Source organism: Collinsella sp. AF18-8LB, assembly GCF_003459795.1.
Lineage (GTDB): Bacteria > Actinomycetota > Coriobacteriia > Coriobacteriales > Coriobacteriaceae > Collinsella.
Map to the genome: position 1 here is coordinate 638,034 of NZ_QRWU01000001.1, position 17,480 is coordinate 655,513.

At 61.6% G+C, this 17,480-nt stretch carries 14 protein-coding genes and 3 tRNA genes; 7 read left to right on the plus strand and 10 right to left on the minus strand.

Going from position 1 to position 17,480, the window contains the following annotated elements:
- Positions 1-26: 26 nt before the first annotated feature.
- The 3 genes from rho (at position 27) to DWX25_RS02815 (ending at position 4,771) form a co-directional block, all read left to right on the plus strand.
- On the plus strand, positions 27-2,600 hold the full coding sequence (gene rho / locus DWX25_RS02805; RefSeq protein WP_233505193.1) for a transcription termination factor Rho: 2,574 nt from the start codon (positions 27-29) through the stop codon (positions 2,598-2,600).
- 313 nt (positions 2,601-2,913) lie between these two features.
- Complete coding sequence (locus DWX25_RS02810; RefSeq protein WP_117798754.1) at positions 2,914-4,314, plus strand: hypothetical protein; 1,401 nt, start codon at positions 2,914-2,916, stop codon at positions 4,312-4,314.
- Positions 4,315-4,321: 7 nt separating this feature from the next.
- Entirely contained in the window at positions 4,322-4,771 is a 450-nt protein-coding gene (locus DWX25_RS02815) for a VanZ family protein (protein ID WP_117735610.1), read from the plus strand.
- A 114-nt stretch (positions 4,772-4,885) separates the two neighbouring features.
- Here DWX25_RS02815 and DWX25_RS02820 read toward each other — a convergent pair whose 3' ends face one another.
- Together DWX25_RS02820 and DWX25_RS02825 are read right to left on the minus strand one after the other, a co-directional pair.
- Positions 4,886-5,776 (minus strand): ROK family protein, encoded by an 891-nt coding sequence (locus DWX25_RS02820; RefSeq protein WP_117798756.1) that lies wholly within the window; start codon positions 5,774-5,776, stop codon positions 4,886-4,888.
- A 141-nt stretch (positions 5,777-5,917) separates the two neighbouring features.
- Positions 5,918-7,099: a pyridoxal phosphate-dependent aminotransferase gene (locus DWX25_RS02825; RefSeq protein WP_117798758.1), complete on the minus strand. Its 1,182-nt coding sequence runs from the start codon at positions 7,097-7,099 to the stop codon at positions 5,918-5,920.
- Positions 7,100-7,264: 165 nt separating this feature from the next.
- Here DWX25_RS02825 and DWX25_RS02830 point away from each other — a divergent pair.
- The 3 genes from DWX25_RS02830 (at position 7,265) to DWX25_RS02840 (ending at position 7,555) form a co-directional block, all read left to right on the plus strand.
- A tRNA-His gene (locus DWX25_RS02830) sits at positions 7,265-7,341 on the plus strand.
- Positions 7,342-7,363: 22 nt separating this feature from the next.
- A tRNA-Lys gene (locus tag DWX25_RS02835) sits at positions 7,364-7,439 on the plus strand.
- Between the two features lie 43 nt (positions 7,440-7,482).
- Positions 7,483-7,555, plus strand: a tRNA-Lys gene (locus DWX25_RS02840).
- Positions 7,556-7,656: 101 nt separating this feature from the next.
- On the opposite strand, the gene DWX25_RS02845 is transcribed toward DWX25_RS02840, so the two are convergent.
- The 4 genes from DWX25_RS02845 to DWX25_RS02860 all read right to left on the minus strand — a co-directional run bounded on the left by DWX25_RS02845 (position 7,657) and on the right by DWX25_RS02860 (position 11,773).
- A complete protein-coding gene (locus tag DWX25_RS02845; protein ID WP_233505194.1) occupies positions 7,657-8,031 on the minus strand; it encodes a BRO family protein in 375 nt (124 codons plus the stop codon).
- A gap of 161 nt (positions 8,032-8,192) precedes the next feature.
- A complete protein-coding gene (locus tag DWX25_RS09760) occupies positions 8,193-9,719 on the minus strand; it encodes an FAD-dependent oxidoreductase (protein WP_117798760.1) in 1,527 nt (508 codons plus the stop codon).
- 296 nt (positions 9,720-10,015) lie between these two features.
- Positions 10,016-11,020 carry a GGGtGRT protein gene (locus DWX25_RS02855; protein WP_117798762.1) on the minus strand — a complete coding sequence of 335 codons (1,005 nt, stop codon included), beginning with the start codon at positions 11,018-11,020 and terminating at the stop codon, positions 10,016-10,018.
- 18 nt (positions 11,021-11,038) lie between these two features.
- Positions 11,039-11,773 carry an iron-sulfur cluster assembly scaffold protein gene (locus tag DWX25_RS02860; protein WP_006235554.1) on the minus strand — a complete coding sequence of 245 codons (735 nt, stop codon included), beginning with the start codon at positions 11,771-11,773 and terminating at the stop codon, positions 11,039-11,041.
- 403 nt (positions 11,774-12,176) lie between these two features.
- On the opposite strand from DWX25_RS02860, the gene DWX25_RS02865 reads away from it, so the two are divergent.
- Complete coding sequence (locus DWX25_RS02865) at positions 12,177-12,977, plus strand: transposase (RefSeq protein WP_117763091.1); 801 nt, start codon at positions 12,177-12,179, stop codon at positions 12,975-12,977.
- Between the two features lie 65 nt (positions 12,978-13,042).
- On the opposite strand, the gene sufU is transcribed toward DWX25_RS02865, so the two are convergent.
- From sufU to sufB, 4 genes are read right to left on the minus strand one after another with little or no spacing between them, the layout of a single operon-like run.
- The gene (sufU, locus tag DWX25_RS02870) at positions 13,043-13,477 is read right to left on the minus strand and encodes a Fe-S cluster assembly sulfur transfer protein SufU (protein ID WP_117736728.1); all 435 of its coding nucleotides are present in this window, start codon (positions 13,475-13,477) and stop codon (positions 13,043-13,045) included.
- Positions 13,470-14,795 carry an aminotransferase class V-fold PLP-dependent enzyme gene (locus tag DWX25_RS02875; RefSeq protein WP_199412300.1) on the minus strand — a complete coding sequence of 442 codons (1,326 nt, stop codon included), beginning with the start codon at positions 14,793-14,795 and terminating at the stop codon, positions 13,470-13,472. The genes sufU and DWX25_RS02875 overlap by 8 nt, the downstream gene beginning before the upstream one ends.
- Positions 14,792-16,063: a SufD family Fe-S cluster assembly protein gene (locus DWX25_RS02880; RefSeq protein ID WP_117798763.1), complete on the minus strand. Its 1,272-nt coding sequence runs from the start codon at positions 16,061-16,063 to the stop codon at positions 14,792-14,794. Before DWX25_RS02880 ends, DWX25_RS02875 begins: the two co-directional genes overlap by 4 nt.
- Positions 16,063-17,475: a Fe-S cluster assembly protein SufB gene (gene sufB, locus DWX25_RS02885; protein WP_117794639.1), complete on the minus strand. Its 1,413-nt coding sequence runs from the start codon at positions 17,473-17,475 to the stop codon at positions 16,063-16,065. The genes DWX25_RS02880 and sufB overlap by 1 nt, the downstream gene beginning before the upstream one ends.
- Positions 17,476-17,480: the final 5 nt, after the last annotated feature.

Below are 17,480 nucleotides of genomic sequence, written 5' to 3' on the forward strand. Positions count from 1 at the left end.
CTTGAAAAGAAAGTTGAGCAAACACTGTGTCTGATCAACAGCAAGAAAACGAAATAACGACGACGCAGGCCGCTCCCGCTGCACCGGTTGCGTCGGGCCAGGTCGCGGCGCCCGCGCAAGCCTCGGCTCCTGAGACGCCTAAGGCTGCTTCTACGCCTACGCCTGCAGCGGCTGAGAAGGCCATACCTGCAACTGGTGAGGAGGCTGCTCCGGCAAAGACCAAGCGCACGCGCCGCACGGCCAAGCCTGCCGCTGACGGCGAGGAGGTCACCAAGCCCAAGCGCCGTACCACGCGCACGACGCGCGTCAAGCGCACCGTTGCAACAGACTCCTCGGCGCCGATTTCCGATGAGGTCGCGCAAGCACGTGCGTTGGCGCAGATTAGCGAGGCTCAGGTGGTGCGTGCCCGCCGTCGTGCTGCCGAGCGCGAGGCCGCGGCTCTGACCGAGCTTGCAGCTCCGTCTGTGCCCGAGACGCCTGCCGCCACCGAGACCCCTGCCTCCGACCAGCCGACCGAGAAGCCGGCACCGCGCACACGCCGTCGCACGGCTGCTAAGGTCGAGCAGGTTGCCGAACAGGTAACCCCCGAGCTCACTGAGGCTTCGGTCCGTTCCGCGGCAGGGGAGGGCACATCGCCTGCTGAGCCTGCTGCGCCTGTCGAGGCCGGCGAAGTTCCCGTTGTCGATCCGGCTTTGCGCCCGCACCGTCGCGGTCGCAAGCCCAAGGCCTTCGTCGAGGCCGAGAAGGCCGCAGCCGCAGCCGCCGCCGCTCGGGATGCTGCGGCGACCGCCGAGTCTGCAACCGCTGCCGACGCGCCCGTCCAGGATGCTACGACTTCCGAGGCCGCTCCCGCCGATGCCGAGCCCGCCGACGTCCGTCCCGGTCGCAGCCGTCGCACCGCTGCTAAGCGCACGTCCAAGGCTAAAGCCGCTAAGAAGGGCGCGTCCGAGGATTCCGCCGAGACGACCGCCGATGCATCGACTGATGTCGCCGAGCCTCAGGACGTCGAACAGCCTGCGTCCGAGAAACCCAAGCGCGGCCGTAAGAAGTCCGCTAGGGCCAAGGCCGCCGAGCAGCAGGCTGATGTCGAAGCGCAGGTCGATACCGGCGCCGAGGCCAATGACGCCGCCGCGGCCAATGCTGACACCGCCGCAACCGATGGCGCCGCGCCCGCCGAGGGCGAAGACGGCGCTCGCCCCAACCGTCGCCAGCACAAGCGCAACGACGAGCGCAACGAGCGCAAGGATGACCGCAACAACGACCGCCGCAACCGCCAGCGAGATCGCAAGCAGCGCAACAAGGAGCGTAATGCCGCTCCCACCGAGCCCACGCTTTCGCGCGAGGAACTCGCGGCCATGAAGGTCGCCGAGCTGCGCGAAAAGGCCAAGGAGTTCGAGATCGAGACGACCGGCAAGAAGAAGGCCGAGCTCGTCGAGGAAATCTACACCACCGCTGCGAAGGCCGAAGGCTTCCGCGACATCAAGGGCATTCTGCAGATTCGCCCGGACAGCTCCGGCATCATCCACGCCCATGGCTACATGAAGTCCAACGACGACGCCTTCGTGCCTGCCTACCTCATCCGCTCCGCGCGTCTGCGCACGGGCGATGTCATCGAGGGCTCGCTGCGTCCTTCGCGCGGCGGCGACAAGCGCGCCGGCCTCGCCAAGATCACGACCGTCAACGGTCTGGACCCCGAGCAGATTCGCAACCGTCCCAAGTTCGGCGACCTCACCCCGGTCTATCCCAACGAGCCGCTGCGCATGGAGCACGGCAAGGACTCCATTACCGGTCGCGCCATCGACATCGTGTCGCCGATCGGCAAGGGTCAGCGTGGCCTGATCGTGTCTCCGCCCAAGGCCGGCAAGACCACGATCCTCAAGAAGATCTGCCAGTCTATCTCGATTAACAACCCCGAGGTGCACCTCATCTGCCTGCTCGTCGACGAGCGCCCCGAAGAGGTCACCGATATGCAGCGTTCTATCAAGGGCGAGGTTGTGGCGTCGACCTTCGATATGCCCGCCGACAACCACACCCGCGTGGCCGAGCTCGTCATCGAGCGTGCCAAGCGCATTGTTGAGCTGGGCGGCGATGTCGTGGTGGTGCTCGACTCCATCACGCGTCTTGCCCGCGCCTACAACTTGGCGGCGCCCGCCTCAGGCCGCATCCTTTCGGGCGGCGTCGATTCGGCGGCACTGTATCCGCCCAAGCGCTTCCTGGGTGCAGCCCGTAATATCGAGAACGGTGGCTCGCTCACCATCCTGGCCTCTGCCCTCATCGACACCGGTTCCAAGATGGACGAGGTCATCTTTGAGGAGTTCAAGGGCACCGGCAACATGGAGCTTAAGCTCGACCGCGACCTGGCCGACCGCCGCATCTTCCCGGCTATCGACCCCGTTGCCTCCGGTACGCGTAACGAGGACCTGTTGGTCGACGAGCAGATGCGTCCGTTTGTCTTTGGTCTGCGTCGCATTCTTGCCGGCATGAACAACACCGAACGCGCAGCCGCGTCGTTCATCAAGGGTCTTAAGGGCACCAACACCAACCAGGAGTTCCTGGTGCGTTCGGCCAAAAAGCACAGTGACTACGAGCAGACGTTCTAGGTTGTCATCCACGCGCAGCGATAGTCATCAATGCGGTAAGGGGTCGGGGCTTTGAGCCTCGGCCCTTTTCCATATCGCCGCTCCGCGCTTATTTTTGACCATAAGACAGGCAAGCAGCAGGTTTCCCGTTTCAATCCGACATTCTCGCTTGCAATCGACAGGGTGGTTTCGCATAATAGCTTTTAAGCTTCGCGACGGAAAACGCAGATGAAACGAACCATATACCGTTGCTTTGGGGCATAGCCCCGCTTCATCTTCTCTCGCGCAGCCAACTGAATGATGCGATTTGGGTGCTGGAAGATGGGGAGAGCTCATGGCTTCTTCTGATGCAACACAACGAGCAGTCCTTGCCGGACTTTCGTGCGGGATCGGCCTTGCCGCTCCCGTGGTTATGTATGCCGCGACGCTGCCGTTTTCGTCGGTGAACGAGACGGTCGTGGCGGGTGCGGTTCCCTTTGCCGTGGGCGCGGTGGCGGGCGTGGGTATCTATGCCGCCTCGCTGGGTATCTCCGAGTACCGTGCGCAGCGTGAAGAGCGTCTGTTCCAGCCCGATGCCATGGGCGGTGCCGCCAATCTCAATCAGCATCAAAGCGAGTTCAAGACCGCCTCGATTCCAGCTCAGCAGCAGGATGCGACTCCTTATGCTGCCGCTTCTGCTTCTCAGGCTCAGTCGGAGCAGTCTACCTCGGCATTCCTTTCCGGCCTGACCGGTGCGTTCCAGCGCCGTCATGCCGATGATGGTGTCCCTACCATCGCTCGAGCCGCAGATGCTATGGACGAGGCGGAGGCTTGGTCCATGATCGACAGTATACTCGACGACGATTCGCCGGTGAGCTGCGACCCTGCACGCTCGCGCGACGTCTATCAAGTCGCCATCGACGAGCTCACCAATGGCGGGCAGACTGGCTCCTTCAATCGCGATGACATCGCCGCCGCGGCACGTGCCGTGTCTGGCTCCCAGGCCGCCCCTGCGGGCAGCACGGCGGCTTTCGTGGCACTCGTTGCCAACGCCGCAGCCAATAACGCCTGCAGCGCCACCTCGGCGGACGTGAACGCTTCTGCCGATAATTCGTACGTTGATGAAGCCATGACCGCGGATGAGGAGGCCGTTGCCGCCCGCCGTGCCGCCGAAAGCTCGCTTTGGGGCGCTCCTGCCCAGCAGCAGGCGGCTGAGGCTGCGCCGTACAACGCAAACCTCGCCAGCATGCCTATCATCTCCGGTGCTGCGGGCATCGATCTCGATGACCTCGATGAGCCTGCAGTCATCACCGCATCGATTGATGCCCAAGATCGCATCGACACCGGCGACCTTCCGGACGCCTCGCTCGAGGTTGATGTCCCCATGGCCGACTACTCGGGCCACGAGGACATGTGGGCCGCCGCCACCGCGATTCTGGATGAGATTGACGAGCCTGCTCCTGTTGCGGCCCCAGCTCCCGTCGCTGCCCCTCAGCTTGCTGCCCCCGCCTATGTCGGCCGTCACAGCGCTGTGTTCCCCGAGGATACCGCCCGTATCTCGCGCGAGAGCATCGAGCGGGCCGAGGCTATTGCCGCCGGCATTATGGAAAATCGTCGTCACGAGCGCGTCAATCAGATCCTAGAAGAAGAGATCGAGCGCCTGCAGTCCTCTACTGCCAAGCGTACGGGCCGTGCCTATCTGAGCGTTATCGAGGGCGGTACCGCCAGCTTCGCGCCGCTCCGCGCGGAGGCATAACTTCTGCATGGTTAAGATCAATCGAAAATGGGCGGTCGTGACCTGCCTGATGGCACTCTTGATCTGGGGCAATTCGCTGGTTCCCGGCTCGGGGTCGGGCTCGCTGAGCCTGACGGTCATGGAAGCTATCCGCGGTTTCCTGCACGGCGTGGGACTTCCATATGCATGGGTGACCAACTTTGTTGTTCGCAAGTGCGCGCATTTTACCGAGTATATGGTGCTCGGCATCCTGGCAACGCATGCGTTTGATTTTGAGGGCCGGCGCACCTTTGACGTGCTGCTGCCCACGGCGGTGTTCCTGCTGCTGATTCCCTCGATCGACGAGACGATTCAACTCTTTGTGCCGGGACGCGCCGGCATGATCACCGATGTGATGATCGACTGCTGTGGAGCGGCAACGGGCGTTGTGCTCCGATATCTCTTACGGTCGCTGATGTGCGCCAAAAAGGCCGCCTAGGACGTATTGTTTGGTCCTAGGCGGCCTTTTTTATTTGAGGGTTTATATGAGGCGTGGTGGCGTCGTTCCGTAGGTCGGATTTGCCGGGCGTGCCACGTCCCGTGGGTGCGTCTGCTACTGAAGCGCCTGTGCGCCCAGGGCCAGGCAGCCCATAATGCCCTGCTTGCCCTCGAGGCTGTTGTTGACGATGTAGTTATCGATGTCGGCCATCTCGGGTGTGACGATGTAGCCGTTGAGCATCTCGGCGCACTTCTTGCGCGCGAGCGGCACGATGGAGGTGTGGTCGGCCACGCCGCCACCGATGACGATCTTCTGCGGCGCATAGCACAGCGTGTAGGTCATGAGTGCCTGCGCCAGATAGCCGGCGAGCAGGTCCATGGCCTCTGGGTCATCGGCCATCTCTCCGGCGCTCTTGCCATTCCAGCGCTTTTTAACACCGGGGCCGGCGATGAGGCCCTCGAGGCAGCTGTCGTGGAAGGGGCAGGCGCTGTGCTCGCCAATGGTGTCGCGCGGGTCGCGCGTGACCAGGATGTGACCGGCCTCGGGGTGCATCATGCCGTGCACAAGCTGGCCGCCCGAGAGCACACCGGCGCCCACGCCGGTGCCGATGGTCAGGTAGACCACATCGGTGAGGCCCTGAGCGCAACCAAAAGTGACCTCGCCCAGGCAGGCGACGTTGACGTCGGTATCGTAGCCGCAGGGGATATTGAGCTCGTTTTGGATGCTGCCCAGCAGGTCAAAGTAGCGCCATGCCGTCTTTGGGGTCTCTAGGATCTTGCCGTACTGCGGCGAAGCGGGGTTGACCGCGGTGGGGCCAAACGCGCCGATGCCCAACGCGGCGATGCCCTTGTTCGCAAACCACGCGTTGACGGCCTCGACGGTCTCCTGTGGAGTCGTGGTCGCGATCCGCTCGCGCTCTAGGACCGTACCGTCCGCATAGCCCGTGGCGCAGACCATCTTGGTGCCACCGGCCTCGAGCGCTCCGATAAGCTGCTGCTCTGCCATAGTATTCCTCTCTCTGGGACGAGTTGCTCCTTCTCTAAAGTATAGCGCTCTAAACCATTTAAGAAAGCGCTATAAAAAGAAGCCTCGCAACGCGGCAGGCGGTGCGGCGCTTCTTTGGTTACTGTAGCCGCCCGTCCGTCCTTACCCGCGCGGCTTGATTTTATCACGTAGCGACTTGAGGTTCTCCAGCGCCGCGTTAAGCGTCTCGTCTCGCTTGGCAAAGTGGAAACGAATCAGATGGTTGACGGGCTCGCGGAAGAAGCTCGAGCCGGGCACGGCGCCCACGCCCACCTTAGACGCGAGATCCTCGCAGAATTCGAGGTCGCTGTCATAGCCAAACTCAGAGATGTCCATCATGACGTAGTAAGCGCCCTGCGGCACGTTGTGCTCAAGACCGATGCTATCGAGCCCCTGGCAGAACAGGTCGCGCTTGGCGGTGTAGAGGTCGAGGACCTCCTGGTAATAGCTGTCATCGAAGTTGAGGGCGGTGACGACAGCTTCCTGCAGGGGAGCGGCGGCACCCACGGTGAGGAAGTCGTGGACCTTCTTGATGCGCTCGGTGATCTGGGCCGGGGCAATGGTGTAGCCAAGACGCCAGCCGGTGATGGAGTACGTCTTAGACAGTGAGCTGCAGCTGATGGTGCGCTCAAACATGCCGGGCAGCGTGGCCATGTACACGTGCTCGTGGGGCGCGTAGACGATGTGCTCGTAGACTTCGTCGGTGATGCAGTAGGCGTCGTACTTTTTGCAGAGTTCGGCGATAAAGGTGAGCTCCTCGCGGGTAAAGACCTTGCCGCAGGGGTTGGACGGGTTGCACAGGACGATTGCTTTGGGATCGTTGTCGCGGAAGGCCGCCTCGAGGACCTCACGGTCGAAGTCAAAGGTGGGCGGGTTGAGCGGCACATAGATGGGCTCAGCCCCCGAGAGAATGGTGTCAGCGCCGTAGTTCTCGTAGAACGGCGAGAAGATTACGACCTTGTCGCCGGGGTTCGTGACCGTCATCATGGCGGCCATCATGGCCTCGGTGGAGCCGCAGGTGACTACGATATTCTCGTTGGGGTTCACCGGCATGCCCATAAAATGCTCCTGCTTGGCGGCAAGCGCCTCACGCATGGCCTGAGAGCCCCAGGTGATGGAGTACTGGTGGTAAAGCGGCTTGGGGTCGGTGGCGATGGTGCTGAGGCTATCGAGCAGCTGCGCCGGGGGATCGAAGTCAGGGAAGCCCTGCGACAGGTTGACGGCGCCGTACTTATTGGAGATGCGCGTCATGCGACGGATGACGGAATCGGTAAATAATGCCGTGCGGTTGGAGAGTTCTTTCATGCTTGTCCTTTCGAACTTCAGGGTGGGGCAAGTTTACTCCTATGAAACCGGTGGGATTTGCTTGAAATGGTCTCGAACTACTCTTTTCAAAATTCTTGAAAATTGGGGCTTGCATCGCGTGGCGTTCCTTGCAATAATAGTCGAGCGCGAAGCGCACAGGACACGGTGGGTGTAGCTCAGTTGGCTAGAGCGACGGGTTGTGGTCCCGTAGGTCGAGGGTTCGAGTCCCTTTACCCACCCCAGTTCTTGCTTCGTGTTGATATCGGGTCGTTAGCTCAGTTGGTAGAGCAGGGGACTCTTAATCCCAAGGTCCAGGGTTCGACCCCCTGACGGCCCACCACACGATATCTCCTCTAAAGTCCGCCACAACGGACTTTATCTTTGGGTCGTTAGCTCAGTTGGTAGAGCAGGGGACTCTTAATCCCAAGGTCCAGGGTTCGACCCCCTGACGGCCCACCCAAAGCAAGTTAAGACGGTCAACGAAAGTTGGCCGTCTTTTCTATTAACCTCGCACGGGGTCGAACCCGAAAGGACACAGCCCCTTTCACAGATCGAGTCTACCCTGGGGATCGGTAAAACCGGCGCGTCTGCACGGCGAAGTACGCCTGTGCGAGCGCGACTTCCGGCTTGTTTGGGTCCCCGTTTTGGGCGATTAAATAGCATGCGTAGCGCGTTAACTTATAGTCTTTGACTGCTTTTTGTCCTATTCCTGTAGGTACTTTTTTGCTGGTTTCAACAAAATAGGAAGCAACAAGCATCTCATTGACTTCACACGATACCATTGCCCTCTTTACTGCAGTCTCAAAATTGCGCCATTGGGCGTATCCGAGGGGCTCCATTAATTCGCGTGCGAGCCAATACTCAACGTCGTCTTCCACATTGGCGTAGCTATCAAGTTCGACACGCCACTTCTCGATATCTCTACTGTCCATATCTCCTCCTCGCTGGTCTATTGTCTATGCGGGCTTTGTCCGCTCTGTATTCAGAATAAGGATACGCTGCCGTGCGGACACGAATGGGCCCCGTGACACTTTGAGCTCACGGGGCCTATAGATATCGATTAACTGTGCTCTGTTTTAGATGGGTGTTCGACTTAGTCCGCTCGATAATGGGAACCGAGACTTTCGGTTCGGTTGCGCATGGCTTTGACAATTTCTTTTGCTAGCTGAATCTGCGATTCCAGGCGGGCAAGGGCTGCGACTTGGCTGTCATGAGCGTTTCGCATGCTCAGAGTCGTTGCTTCCGTCTCCAGGCTCTCAATCTCCTGCAGTGCTGTGGAGAGGCCCCTTTCGGTCCTGTTGATCATGCAGTAGGTGCTCATTGTGTGTTTGAGGCTGCGGGTCAGGTGCTCGGCGTCTGTTGTGGCAATGCCGTACTGGGGGAGGGCGATATCCGCCTTAGGGGCCTCCTCAAGTGCATTCTGTGCTGCTTGGGCTGCCGATGCGCCCGCGATCCGCCCAAACACGATGCCGTTGGCGCTTGACAGGCCACCAATGCGATCGGCGCCGTGCATGCCGCCTGTTGCCTCGCCACAGGCGTAGAGGCCCTCAACGCCCGTGTACGCGGTTTTGTCGATCCCGATGCCGCCGTTGGCGGCGTGGGCATACATCGCCACGCGCATCTCGTCGCTCGGCGCGATACCGTGCTCGTCTTGTAGCCAGGTGGCAAAGGTCTGCACAAACTCGGGAACGTCCTCGCGGGGGAAGTCGTAGTGGAGCGCCAAGCCCTCTGCACCTGCCTGATCTATGACGAGGTCGATGGCGCGGGAGGCTAAGCGTGACGTGAAGGGACCATATCCAGAGCGCTGCTCAAGCAGATCGTCCAGCTTGCCGTCGGCAATATCGATCGGCTGGTCTACATGTACGTAACGCCAGGTCTTCTCGTTAAAGACAAGGTTGCGCTTAGGTTCAATGAAGCCGGGCATCATCTGCATGAACTCTATATTAGTAAGCGATGCGCCGTGCGCCAGTGCGATGGCCTGTGAGGAGCTGAGCACATCAGCCGACGTAAGGCTGCGCTCGAACAGGCCGCCCGTGCCGCCCGCAGCGACGATAATGGCCTTAGCTGCAATGGGTACGAGATGCTCGCTTGCGCGGTCGTAGAGCACGGCGCCGGTAATCTTCCCGGTTGTGTCCTCAACAAGGTCTATAAGCTCGTGGCGGGGGAGCAGGCGAATGCCGAGCGATTCGATCCGGGCCGTACACGCGTCCTCAAGGGGCTTGCGGGTGAGGCCGCGCCACATGCGCGTCTTGTGGTCAAAGCAGGGGATAAACTGCTTTTGCTGAGCGCTCTCAGCGCTTTGCGGACGCTGGAGCTCAACGCCTAGGTCTTGCTCGAGCCATTCAATTGCCTGGGGAATGCCGTGGACGAACGTCTGGACGAGCGTAGGGTCGGCGACGCCGCCACCAACGGTCTGGATAGTGTTGATGAGGTCCTGTTCGTCGTCTTTGTCGACGGGGCCAATAAGACCAAGGCCCCAGGTGCCCGGGAAGAAGCTCGATCCGCTCATGGTCTTGCCGGCGCTTGCGACGGCAACGGTCGCGCCCGCGCTCGCCGCTTCGATAGCGGCACAAAGGCCCGCAATGCCAGATCCAATTACCAGTACATCAGTCGATTCCATCGGATTCCTTTCTCGTCCGGCGCATTGTCGCATGGGTGATCGGCAATGGGGCCGCAAAGACTCGGCAAATCGGTAAAGGGCAAATATGGCAGGTGGGCGTCATGGGCGCGTGATGGTTCCGTCTCGCTGCAACTCATATTCCCCTGCAGCTGATATATCGGTAGTAGATGGTCTTGCGACGGGGTAGCTAAAATAGCCCCGTCCCAAATTAGCTACCCCTCTGGAAGAAAAAAGAGCCGCTACCCGGGTGGGTAGCGGCTCTAAAGCTCAACTATATGAGCATCGCGCGGGCGCGATTAGGCCTTGAGGGCCTCCTCGACGGCGACAGCGCAGGCGACGGTGGCACCGACCATGGGGTTGTTGCCCATGCCGATGAGACCCATCATGTCAACGTGCGCAGGCACGGAGGAAGAACCGGCGAACTGGGCGTCGGAGTGCATACGGCCCATGGTGTCGGTCATGCCGTAAGAGGCAGGGCCGGCGCCCATATTGTCCGGGTGCAGGGTACGGCCAGTGCCGCCACCAGAAGCGACGGAGAAGTACTTCTTGCCAGCCTCGATGCGCTCCTTCTTGTAGGTGCCAGCGACGGGGTGCTGGAAGCGCGTGGGGTTGGTGGAGTTACCGGTGATCGAGATATCGACGTTCTCGTGCCACATGATGGCAACGCCCTCACGGACGTCGTCGGAGCCGTAGCAGTTAACGGCAGCGCGGGGACCATCGGAGTAGGGGATGGTCTCGACGACCTTGAGCTCGCCCGTGTAGTAGTCGAACTGGGTCTTCACATAGGTGAAGCCGTTGATGCGGGCGATGATCTGGGCGGCGTCCTTGCCCAGACCGTTCAGGATAACGCGCAGCGGCTTCTTACGAGCCTTGTTGGCGTTCAGAGCCAGGCCGATGGCGCCCTCAGCGGCAGCGAAGGACTCGTGGCCAGCCAGGAAGGCGAAGCACTCGGTGTCGTCGGAGAGCAGCATAGCGCCCAGGTTGCCGTGGCCCAGACCGACCTTGCGGTCCTCGGCGACGGAGCCGGGAACGGTGAAGGCCTGGATGCCCTCGCCGATGATGGCGGCAACCTCAGAAGCGGACTTGGCGCCACGCTTGACAGCGAGAGCGCAACCGAGGGTGTAAGCCCACTCGGCGTTCTGGAAGGCGATGGACTGGGTGTTGTTGACGATCTCACGCGGGTTGAAGCCCTTGTCGGTGCAGATCTGCAGAGCTTCCTCGAGGGAGGCGATGCCGTTGTCGGCGAGGCACTTGTTGATCTTGTCAGCGCGGCGCTCGTAACCTTCGAACGTAACAGTCATAGTTATTTCCCTCCCTTTCTACTCGTGAACCGGGAACACGCTGGCGACGGAGTGAGTCTCCTCGTCGGTGCGCGGGTCGATGTACTTGGCAGCGTTCTCCCACTGACCATAGTGGCCCATAGCGCCAGCGATGGCCTCCTCGGGGGTCTTGCCGGCCTTGACGGCGTCGGTGAACTTGCCGAGGTTCAGGAACTCGAATGCGATGATCTCGTTCTTGTCGTTGAGAGCCATGCGGGTGACGTAGCCCTGAGCGAGCTCGAGGTAACGAGCGCCCTTGGCCTTGGTGCCGAACATGGTGCCGACCTGAGAGCGAAGGCCCTTGCCGAGGTCGTCGAGGGAGGCGCCCACGGGCAGGCCGCCCTCGGAGAACGCGGTCTGGCTGCGGCCGTAAACGATCTGCAGGAAGATCTCGCGCATAGCAACGTTGATGGCGTCGCAGACGAGGTCGGTGTTGAGGGCCTCGAGGATGGTCTTACCGGGAAGGATCTCGGAAGCCATGGCGGCAGAGTGGGTCATGCCCGAGCAGCCGATGGTCTCAACGAGGGCCTCCTCGATGATGCCGTCCTTGACGTTTAGCGTGAGCTTGCAGGCGCCCTGCTGAGGTGCGCACCAACCCACACCGTGCGTAAGACCGGAGATGTCGGAAATCTCCTTAGCCTGGACCCACTTGCCCTCCTCGGGGATGGGTGCGGGGCCGTGGTATGCACCCTTGGCAACGGGGCACATGTTCTCCACTTCCTGTGAGTACTGCATGCCTCTCCTCTCTATCGTGTTGGCGTCCCGTCTGGGGGTCGTGGCTGGCGATTGCCGGGCGACCCTTCGAAAGGGACATGACATGCAGCCCCTATAATACCGCGAAATGCACGGAATATTCGGCGAACGGCTCAGTTTTCGTAGCGAGAAGTCCGGAAGTTTTAATTGAAACGGTTTAACTCTATATTCTGTGGTCGTGAACTTTTGTAGAGGGGGTTCGTCTTGGGCAAGCTTTTGGTCAGCTCTTGTAAGCGTTGCAGGGGTTGACCTGTTGCAACGGTGCCGTTCGCCGCCTGTTTACTGCCTTTGGCCGCGCGAGTGAATTGTTTTGCGTGAATGTTTTGATGGCACGCTTCAATCGTGCTGTATTGGATGGCAATCAGATCCCGGCGAAGGGAGCGCCATGCAGCGCGTTTGGAGAACGGTTACCGGCTTTTACCATGTCTGTGCCCGCGGTACGGGCAAGCAGCTCATCTTTGAGGGCGACGAAGACCGGTGGGAGTTTTTGGAACTGATGCGCGACTGCTGCCGCGAGGCGGGCGTGACGGTTATCGCCTGGTGCCTTATGGGCAATCACGTGCATCTTGTGCTTGCAGATTACGAGGACGCGATGAGCGCGGCGATGCACCGGCTGCTTTTGACGTACGCGCGGCGGTTCAATAAACGCACGGGGCGAACGGGCCATCTGTTCCAGAACCGTTTTGACCGGCGCTCGCTCGATACCGACCGTCATCTAATGGCCGCGATTCGCTATGTTCATGCTAATCCGCAGGAGGCGGGTATCGCCCTGATCGAGCGCTATCCGTGGAGCAGCTTTGCCGAGTATCTGCGAGCGTATGACAACGATATGACGAGAGGATTTTCCGACCCTTCTTGTGTGCTCGAGCTCTTTGAGTCTGCCAAGGGGTTTCTTGATTATTCTCTGTCGACGCCCGATGGTTCCGATCCGGTGATTCACGATATGGATGAGACGGAGTGGGAGCGGCGTGCGTTTGCCGACAAGATGGCGAAGCGCCTGGGCGTGCCGCTCAACGAACTCAAGACCGTAGCACCGTCACGTCGAGACGGAATCATTTTCGTCCTGCACGATGGCGGCTACACGGTGCGCGAGATTGAACGCTATACGGGAATCAGCAAGAGTACCGTCTCTCGTATCGTGCGCGCTTATGCGCGGGTGAAGGCTCAAGCTGAGGGCTCGGAATAGATAATGGCCGAACCGCTCTTGTCAAGCGATTCGGCCAACATAATTCTTAAGATTTGGGACAAATACTACTGATTATTTTGTCCCGTGAGCATGCCGTCGAGGGTGCGCCAGGCGAGCTCGGCACATTTGACGCGGGCAGGCATGTGCGAGATGTCCTGGAGCTGGGCGGCCTCGTCCAGGTCTTCCAGGTCCTCCTCGGAGAGCTGCTCGCCGCGAATCATGGCGAGGAAGAGCTCTGCCAGGCGGCGAGCTTCCTCAACGGTCTCGCCGGTGATGAGGTCGGCCATGATGTCGGCGCTGGCCTGACTGATGGCGCAGCCGTGACCGGTAAACGAGGCCTCCTCGATCACGTCGTTCTCGACGCGCAGCTGCAAGGTGAGCTCGTCTCCGCAGCTGGGGTTGATGCCGTCGTGCTCGTGCGTGGGGGCATCCATCTCGTACTTATAGTCGGGGTGCGAGTTGTGCTCCATAAATGTGGTGGAGGTGTACAGATTACCCATTGAACGTGCTCCAAACGTGATGCAGACCGGCGATGAACTTGTCGATGTCGGCCTTGTCGTTGTAGAAGGCCACGCTGGCGCGGCAGCAGGCGAGGTTCTCGACGCCCAGCCAGGTGAGCAGCGGCTGCGCGCAGTGGTGACCGGCGCGGATGCAGACGCCGTCCATGTCCATGATGCTCGCGACGTCGTGCGGGTGGATGCCGCGGACGTTAAAGCTCACGACGCCGTGATGGTTGTCCCAATAGATGGATCCGATGATCTGGACAAAGTCGAGCTGCATGAGCTCGCCCATCAGGTAGTGCACGAGTGCCTGCTCGCGTGCCCGGATGTTTTCGTAGCCTACCGTGTTGACCAGGTAATCAAGCGCCGCGCCTGTGGCGAAGATGCCGGCGGCGTCCTGCGTACCTGCCTCGAACTTCTCGGGGACGGGCGCCCAGACGGCGTCCTGCTCGGTGACCGAATCGATCATCTCGCCGCCGGTGAGCATGGGCGGCATGGCGTTGAGCAGGTCCATCTTGCCCCACAGCACGCCGATGCCCATGGGGCCCATGGCCTTGTGCGCGCTAAAGGCAAAGAAATCGGCGCCCAGGTCGGCCACATCGACCGGCATGTGCGGCAGCGACTGCGCGCCGTCGACAACCAGATAGCCGCCGTATTTGTGCACGAGCTTGCCGAGGTTCTTGACCGGGTTCTCGACGCCCAGCACGTTAGAGACCTGACCCACGGCCAGGATCTTGGTCTTGGGACCCACCTTGGCAAGAACCTCCTCGGTGGTGAGCTGGCCGGTCTTGGTGGGGTAGAGGTAGACGAGCTTGGAGCCGGTCTCGCGGCAGACCTGCTGCCACGGAATCAGGTTGGAGTGGTGCTCCATGATGGTGATGACGACCTCGTCGCCCGGTTCGAGGACCGTGGGCGCAAAGCTCTTGGCGACCAGGTTGAGCGACTCGCTCGTGTTGCGGGTGAAGACGACCTCGTTGGCCTGGGCGGCGCCGATGAGGTCGGCGATCTGCTGGCGGACCTTCGCGATGGCGTCGGTGGCATCGACGGACAGCGAGTACAGTCCGCGCAGGGGGTTGGCGTTCATGCGCTGATAGAAGTCGCGCTCGGCGTCGAGCACGCAGGCAGGGCGCTGCGCGGTGGCGGCGCTATCGAGGAAGGCGATCTCGGGGTGCTGCTGGAACAGCGGGAACTGGCCCTTGTAGGGGTTGGTCTCGATGTCCACAGTGGGCCAGTCGCGCGAAGCCTCGTCGCTGGCGTCGAGCTCCATGGGCTCGGGGGCAGTACAGGTATCGCATTTAACGTGCTCGGTGTCGATCATGCGAGCTCCTCCTCAAAGTTGTCGATCAGGTTGTTGCCCAAGCGGACGACGGCGGCGCGGGCGCGCTCGTCGGTGGCGGAAAGCGCGGCGTCCTCCAGCTTGGCGCGGATGAACAGGTCCTCGGCGGCGTTTTGGTCGAGGCCGCGACAGACGAGGTAGAACAACTGCTCGTCGCGGACATGGCCGATGGTGGCGCCGTGGTTGCCGGCGACGTCGTCCTCGTCGCAGAGGATGACGGGAACGGTCTTGTTGTCGACGCCCTTGTTGGCCAAAAGCACCGTTTCGCGCTCGGCGCCGGTTGCACCCTTGCAGCCGTGGACGAGGTCGATGGTGCCGCGGTAGACCTTCTTGGACGTGCCGGTCAGCACGCCGTTGGCGTCGATCTGGCACTCGGTCTTGCGACCGCGGTGGCGCAGCTCGTAGTTAAAGTCGCGCACCTGATCGCGGGCGCCCAGGTAATCGGTATCGATGGTGACCTTGGCGGTATCGCCCAGCAGGTCGCCGGCAAGGCCGGTGGCGCTGGCGCCAGCACCCAAGACGGTGTGTTGCACGTTGACGCGAGCGCCCTCGTCCAGGAACAGGCCGGTGTCGTCGAGCGCGATCCAGCTATCGTCGAGCGTCTGCGTGCAGGCCACGTTGACGGTGGCGTACTCGTGGGCGCACACGCGTAGCACGGAACCCACGACGCCCTCGCCGGCAACGGGGGAGTCCAGGGCGATCTGCAGGTCGAGCGTCGACTGGGGACGGGCGACGACGTCGATGGCGGCGATGGCCGCGGCGGTATCGACACCGCTCACACGCACGGTAACCGTCGCGTGCTTATATGCGGGCGCATCGATGACGATGCGCTTGGTAGCGTGCTCGGCCAAGTAGGCGTAGGCAGCCTCGCCCATGCCGGTTTCGAAGGCCTCAGCGGGGGAGAGATCCTCCTCCAGCTTAATGGCACCGGCCTGGTAGACGGAGGTGGCGGGCACATCGAGCTCGGTTTCGGGCGTAATGCGGGCGCGGTCGGCGGCATCACCGGGGGCGGAGGCGCGGCGCTCGGGGAAGCGCACGGCCATGGCGTCCATGGCGGCTTCGAACGCGTCTGCCACGCCAGTAAACTGCTCGTCCAAGCCCTCGACCTCAACGGCCTCGGTGGGAGCGGCGGCAAGCTCGTCAGAGAGCTCGAGCTTGGTCTGGTTCATTTTCAACCAGCCCCAGGTTGCTGCGGGCATCGCGTTTACCTGCTCGAGCGTGGTAGCAGCGGTGTTGGTGGTCTGTTTCATTATCCGATCGCTCCTTCCATCTCGAGCTTGATCAGGTTGTTCATCTCGACGGCGTACTCAAGCGGCAGCTCCTTGGAGACCGGGTTGGCAAAGCCGTTGACGATCATGGTGCGGGCCTCTTCCTCCGAGATACCGCGGCTCATCAGGTAGAACACCTTGTCGTCGCCGATGCGGCCGATGGTGGCCTCGTGGCCGATGTCGACGTTCTTGGCGCGGATGTCCATGGCCGGAATAGTGTCGGAGCGGCTCTGGTCGTCGAGCATCAGCGACTGGCAGCTCACGGTTGCCTTGGAACCCTCGGCCTTGGGTGTCGCCACAATAGAGCTGCGGAACGTCTGGATGCCGCCACTCTTGGAGATGCCCTTGGTCTCGACGGTCGCCGAGGTCTCGGGGGCGTTGAGCACGACCTTGCAGCCGGTGTCGAGGTTCTGCCCGGCGCCGGCAAAGGTGATGCCGGTAAAGCTCGAGCGGGCGCGGCGGCCGTTGAGCACGCTCATGGGGTAGAGGTAGCCCACGTGGCTGCCGAAAGAGCCGCTGATCCACTCGATGTCGCCGTCCTCGTCCACGCGCGCACGCTTGGTGTTGAGGTTGTACATATTCTTGGACCAGTTCTCGATGGTCGAGTAGCGCAGGTGCGCACGCTTGCCCACAAAGAGCTCGACGGCGCCGGCGTGGAGGTTGGCCACGTTGTACTTGGGCGCGGAGCAACCCTCAATGAAGTGCAGGTCGGCGTCGTCCTCGACGATGATGAGCGTGTGCTCAAACTGGCCGGCGCCCTTGGCGTTGAGGCGGAAGTAGCTCTGCAGCGGAAAGTCGAGCTTGGTGCCCTTGGGCACGTAGACAAACGAGCCGCCCGACCACACGGCGCCGTGCAGGGCCGCAAACTTGTGGTCGGTGGGCGGGATGAGCGTCATGAACTTCTCGTGGATGAGCGGCTCCCACTGCGGATCGTGCAGGGCCTCCTCGATGCCGGAGTAGACGATGCCCATCTTGGACGCCGTGTCCTGCATGTTGTGGTAGACCAGCTCGGAGTCGTACTGCGCGCCGACGCCCGCCAGATAGCTGCGCTCGGCCTCGGGGATGCCCAGGCGCTCAAAGGTGTTCTTGATGTCGTCGGGCACCGACTCCCAGTCGTGCTTTTGATCGGTGTTGGGCTTGACGTAGGTGACGATGTTGTCCATGTCCAGGCCCTCGATGGAGGGGCCCCATGTCGGGTTGGGGAAGCGGTTGAAGATCTCGAGGGACTTTAAGCGCAGGTCGAGCATCCACTGCGGCTCGTCCTTCTTGGCGCTGATCTCGCGCACGATGTCGGGCGTGATGCCGGCGTCGAGGCGCTCGAATCCCTCCTCGCCATAGGTGAAGTCGTAGAGGCTGCGGTCAATGTCCGCGACCTCGGTGCGGTTCTTGGTCATTGCGT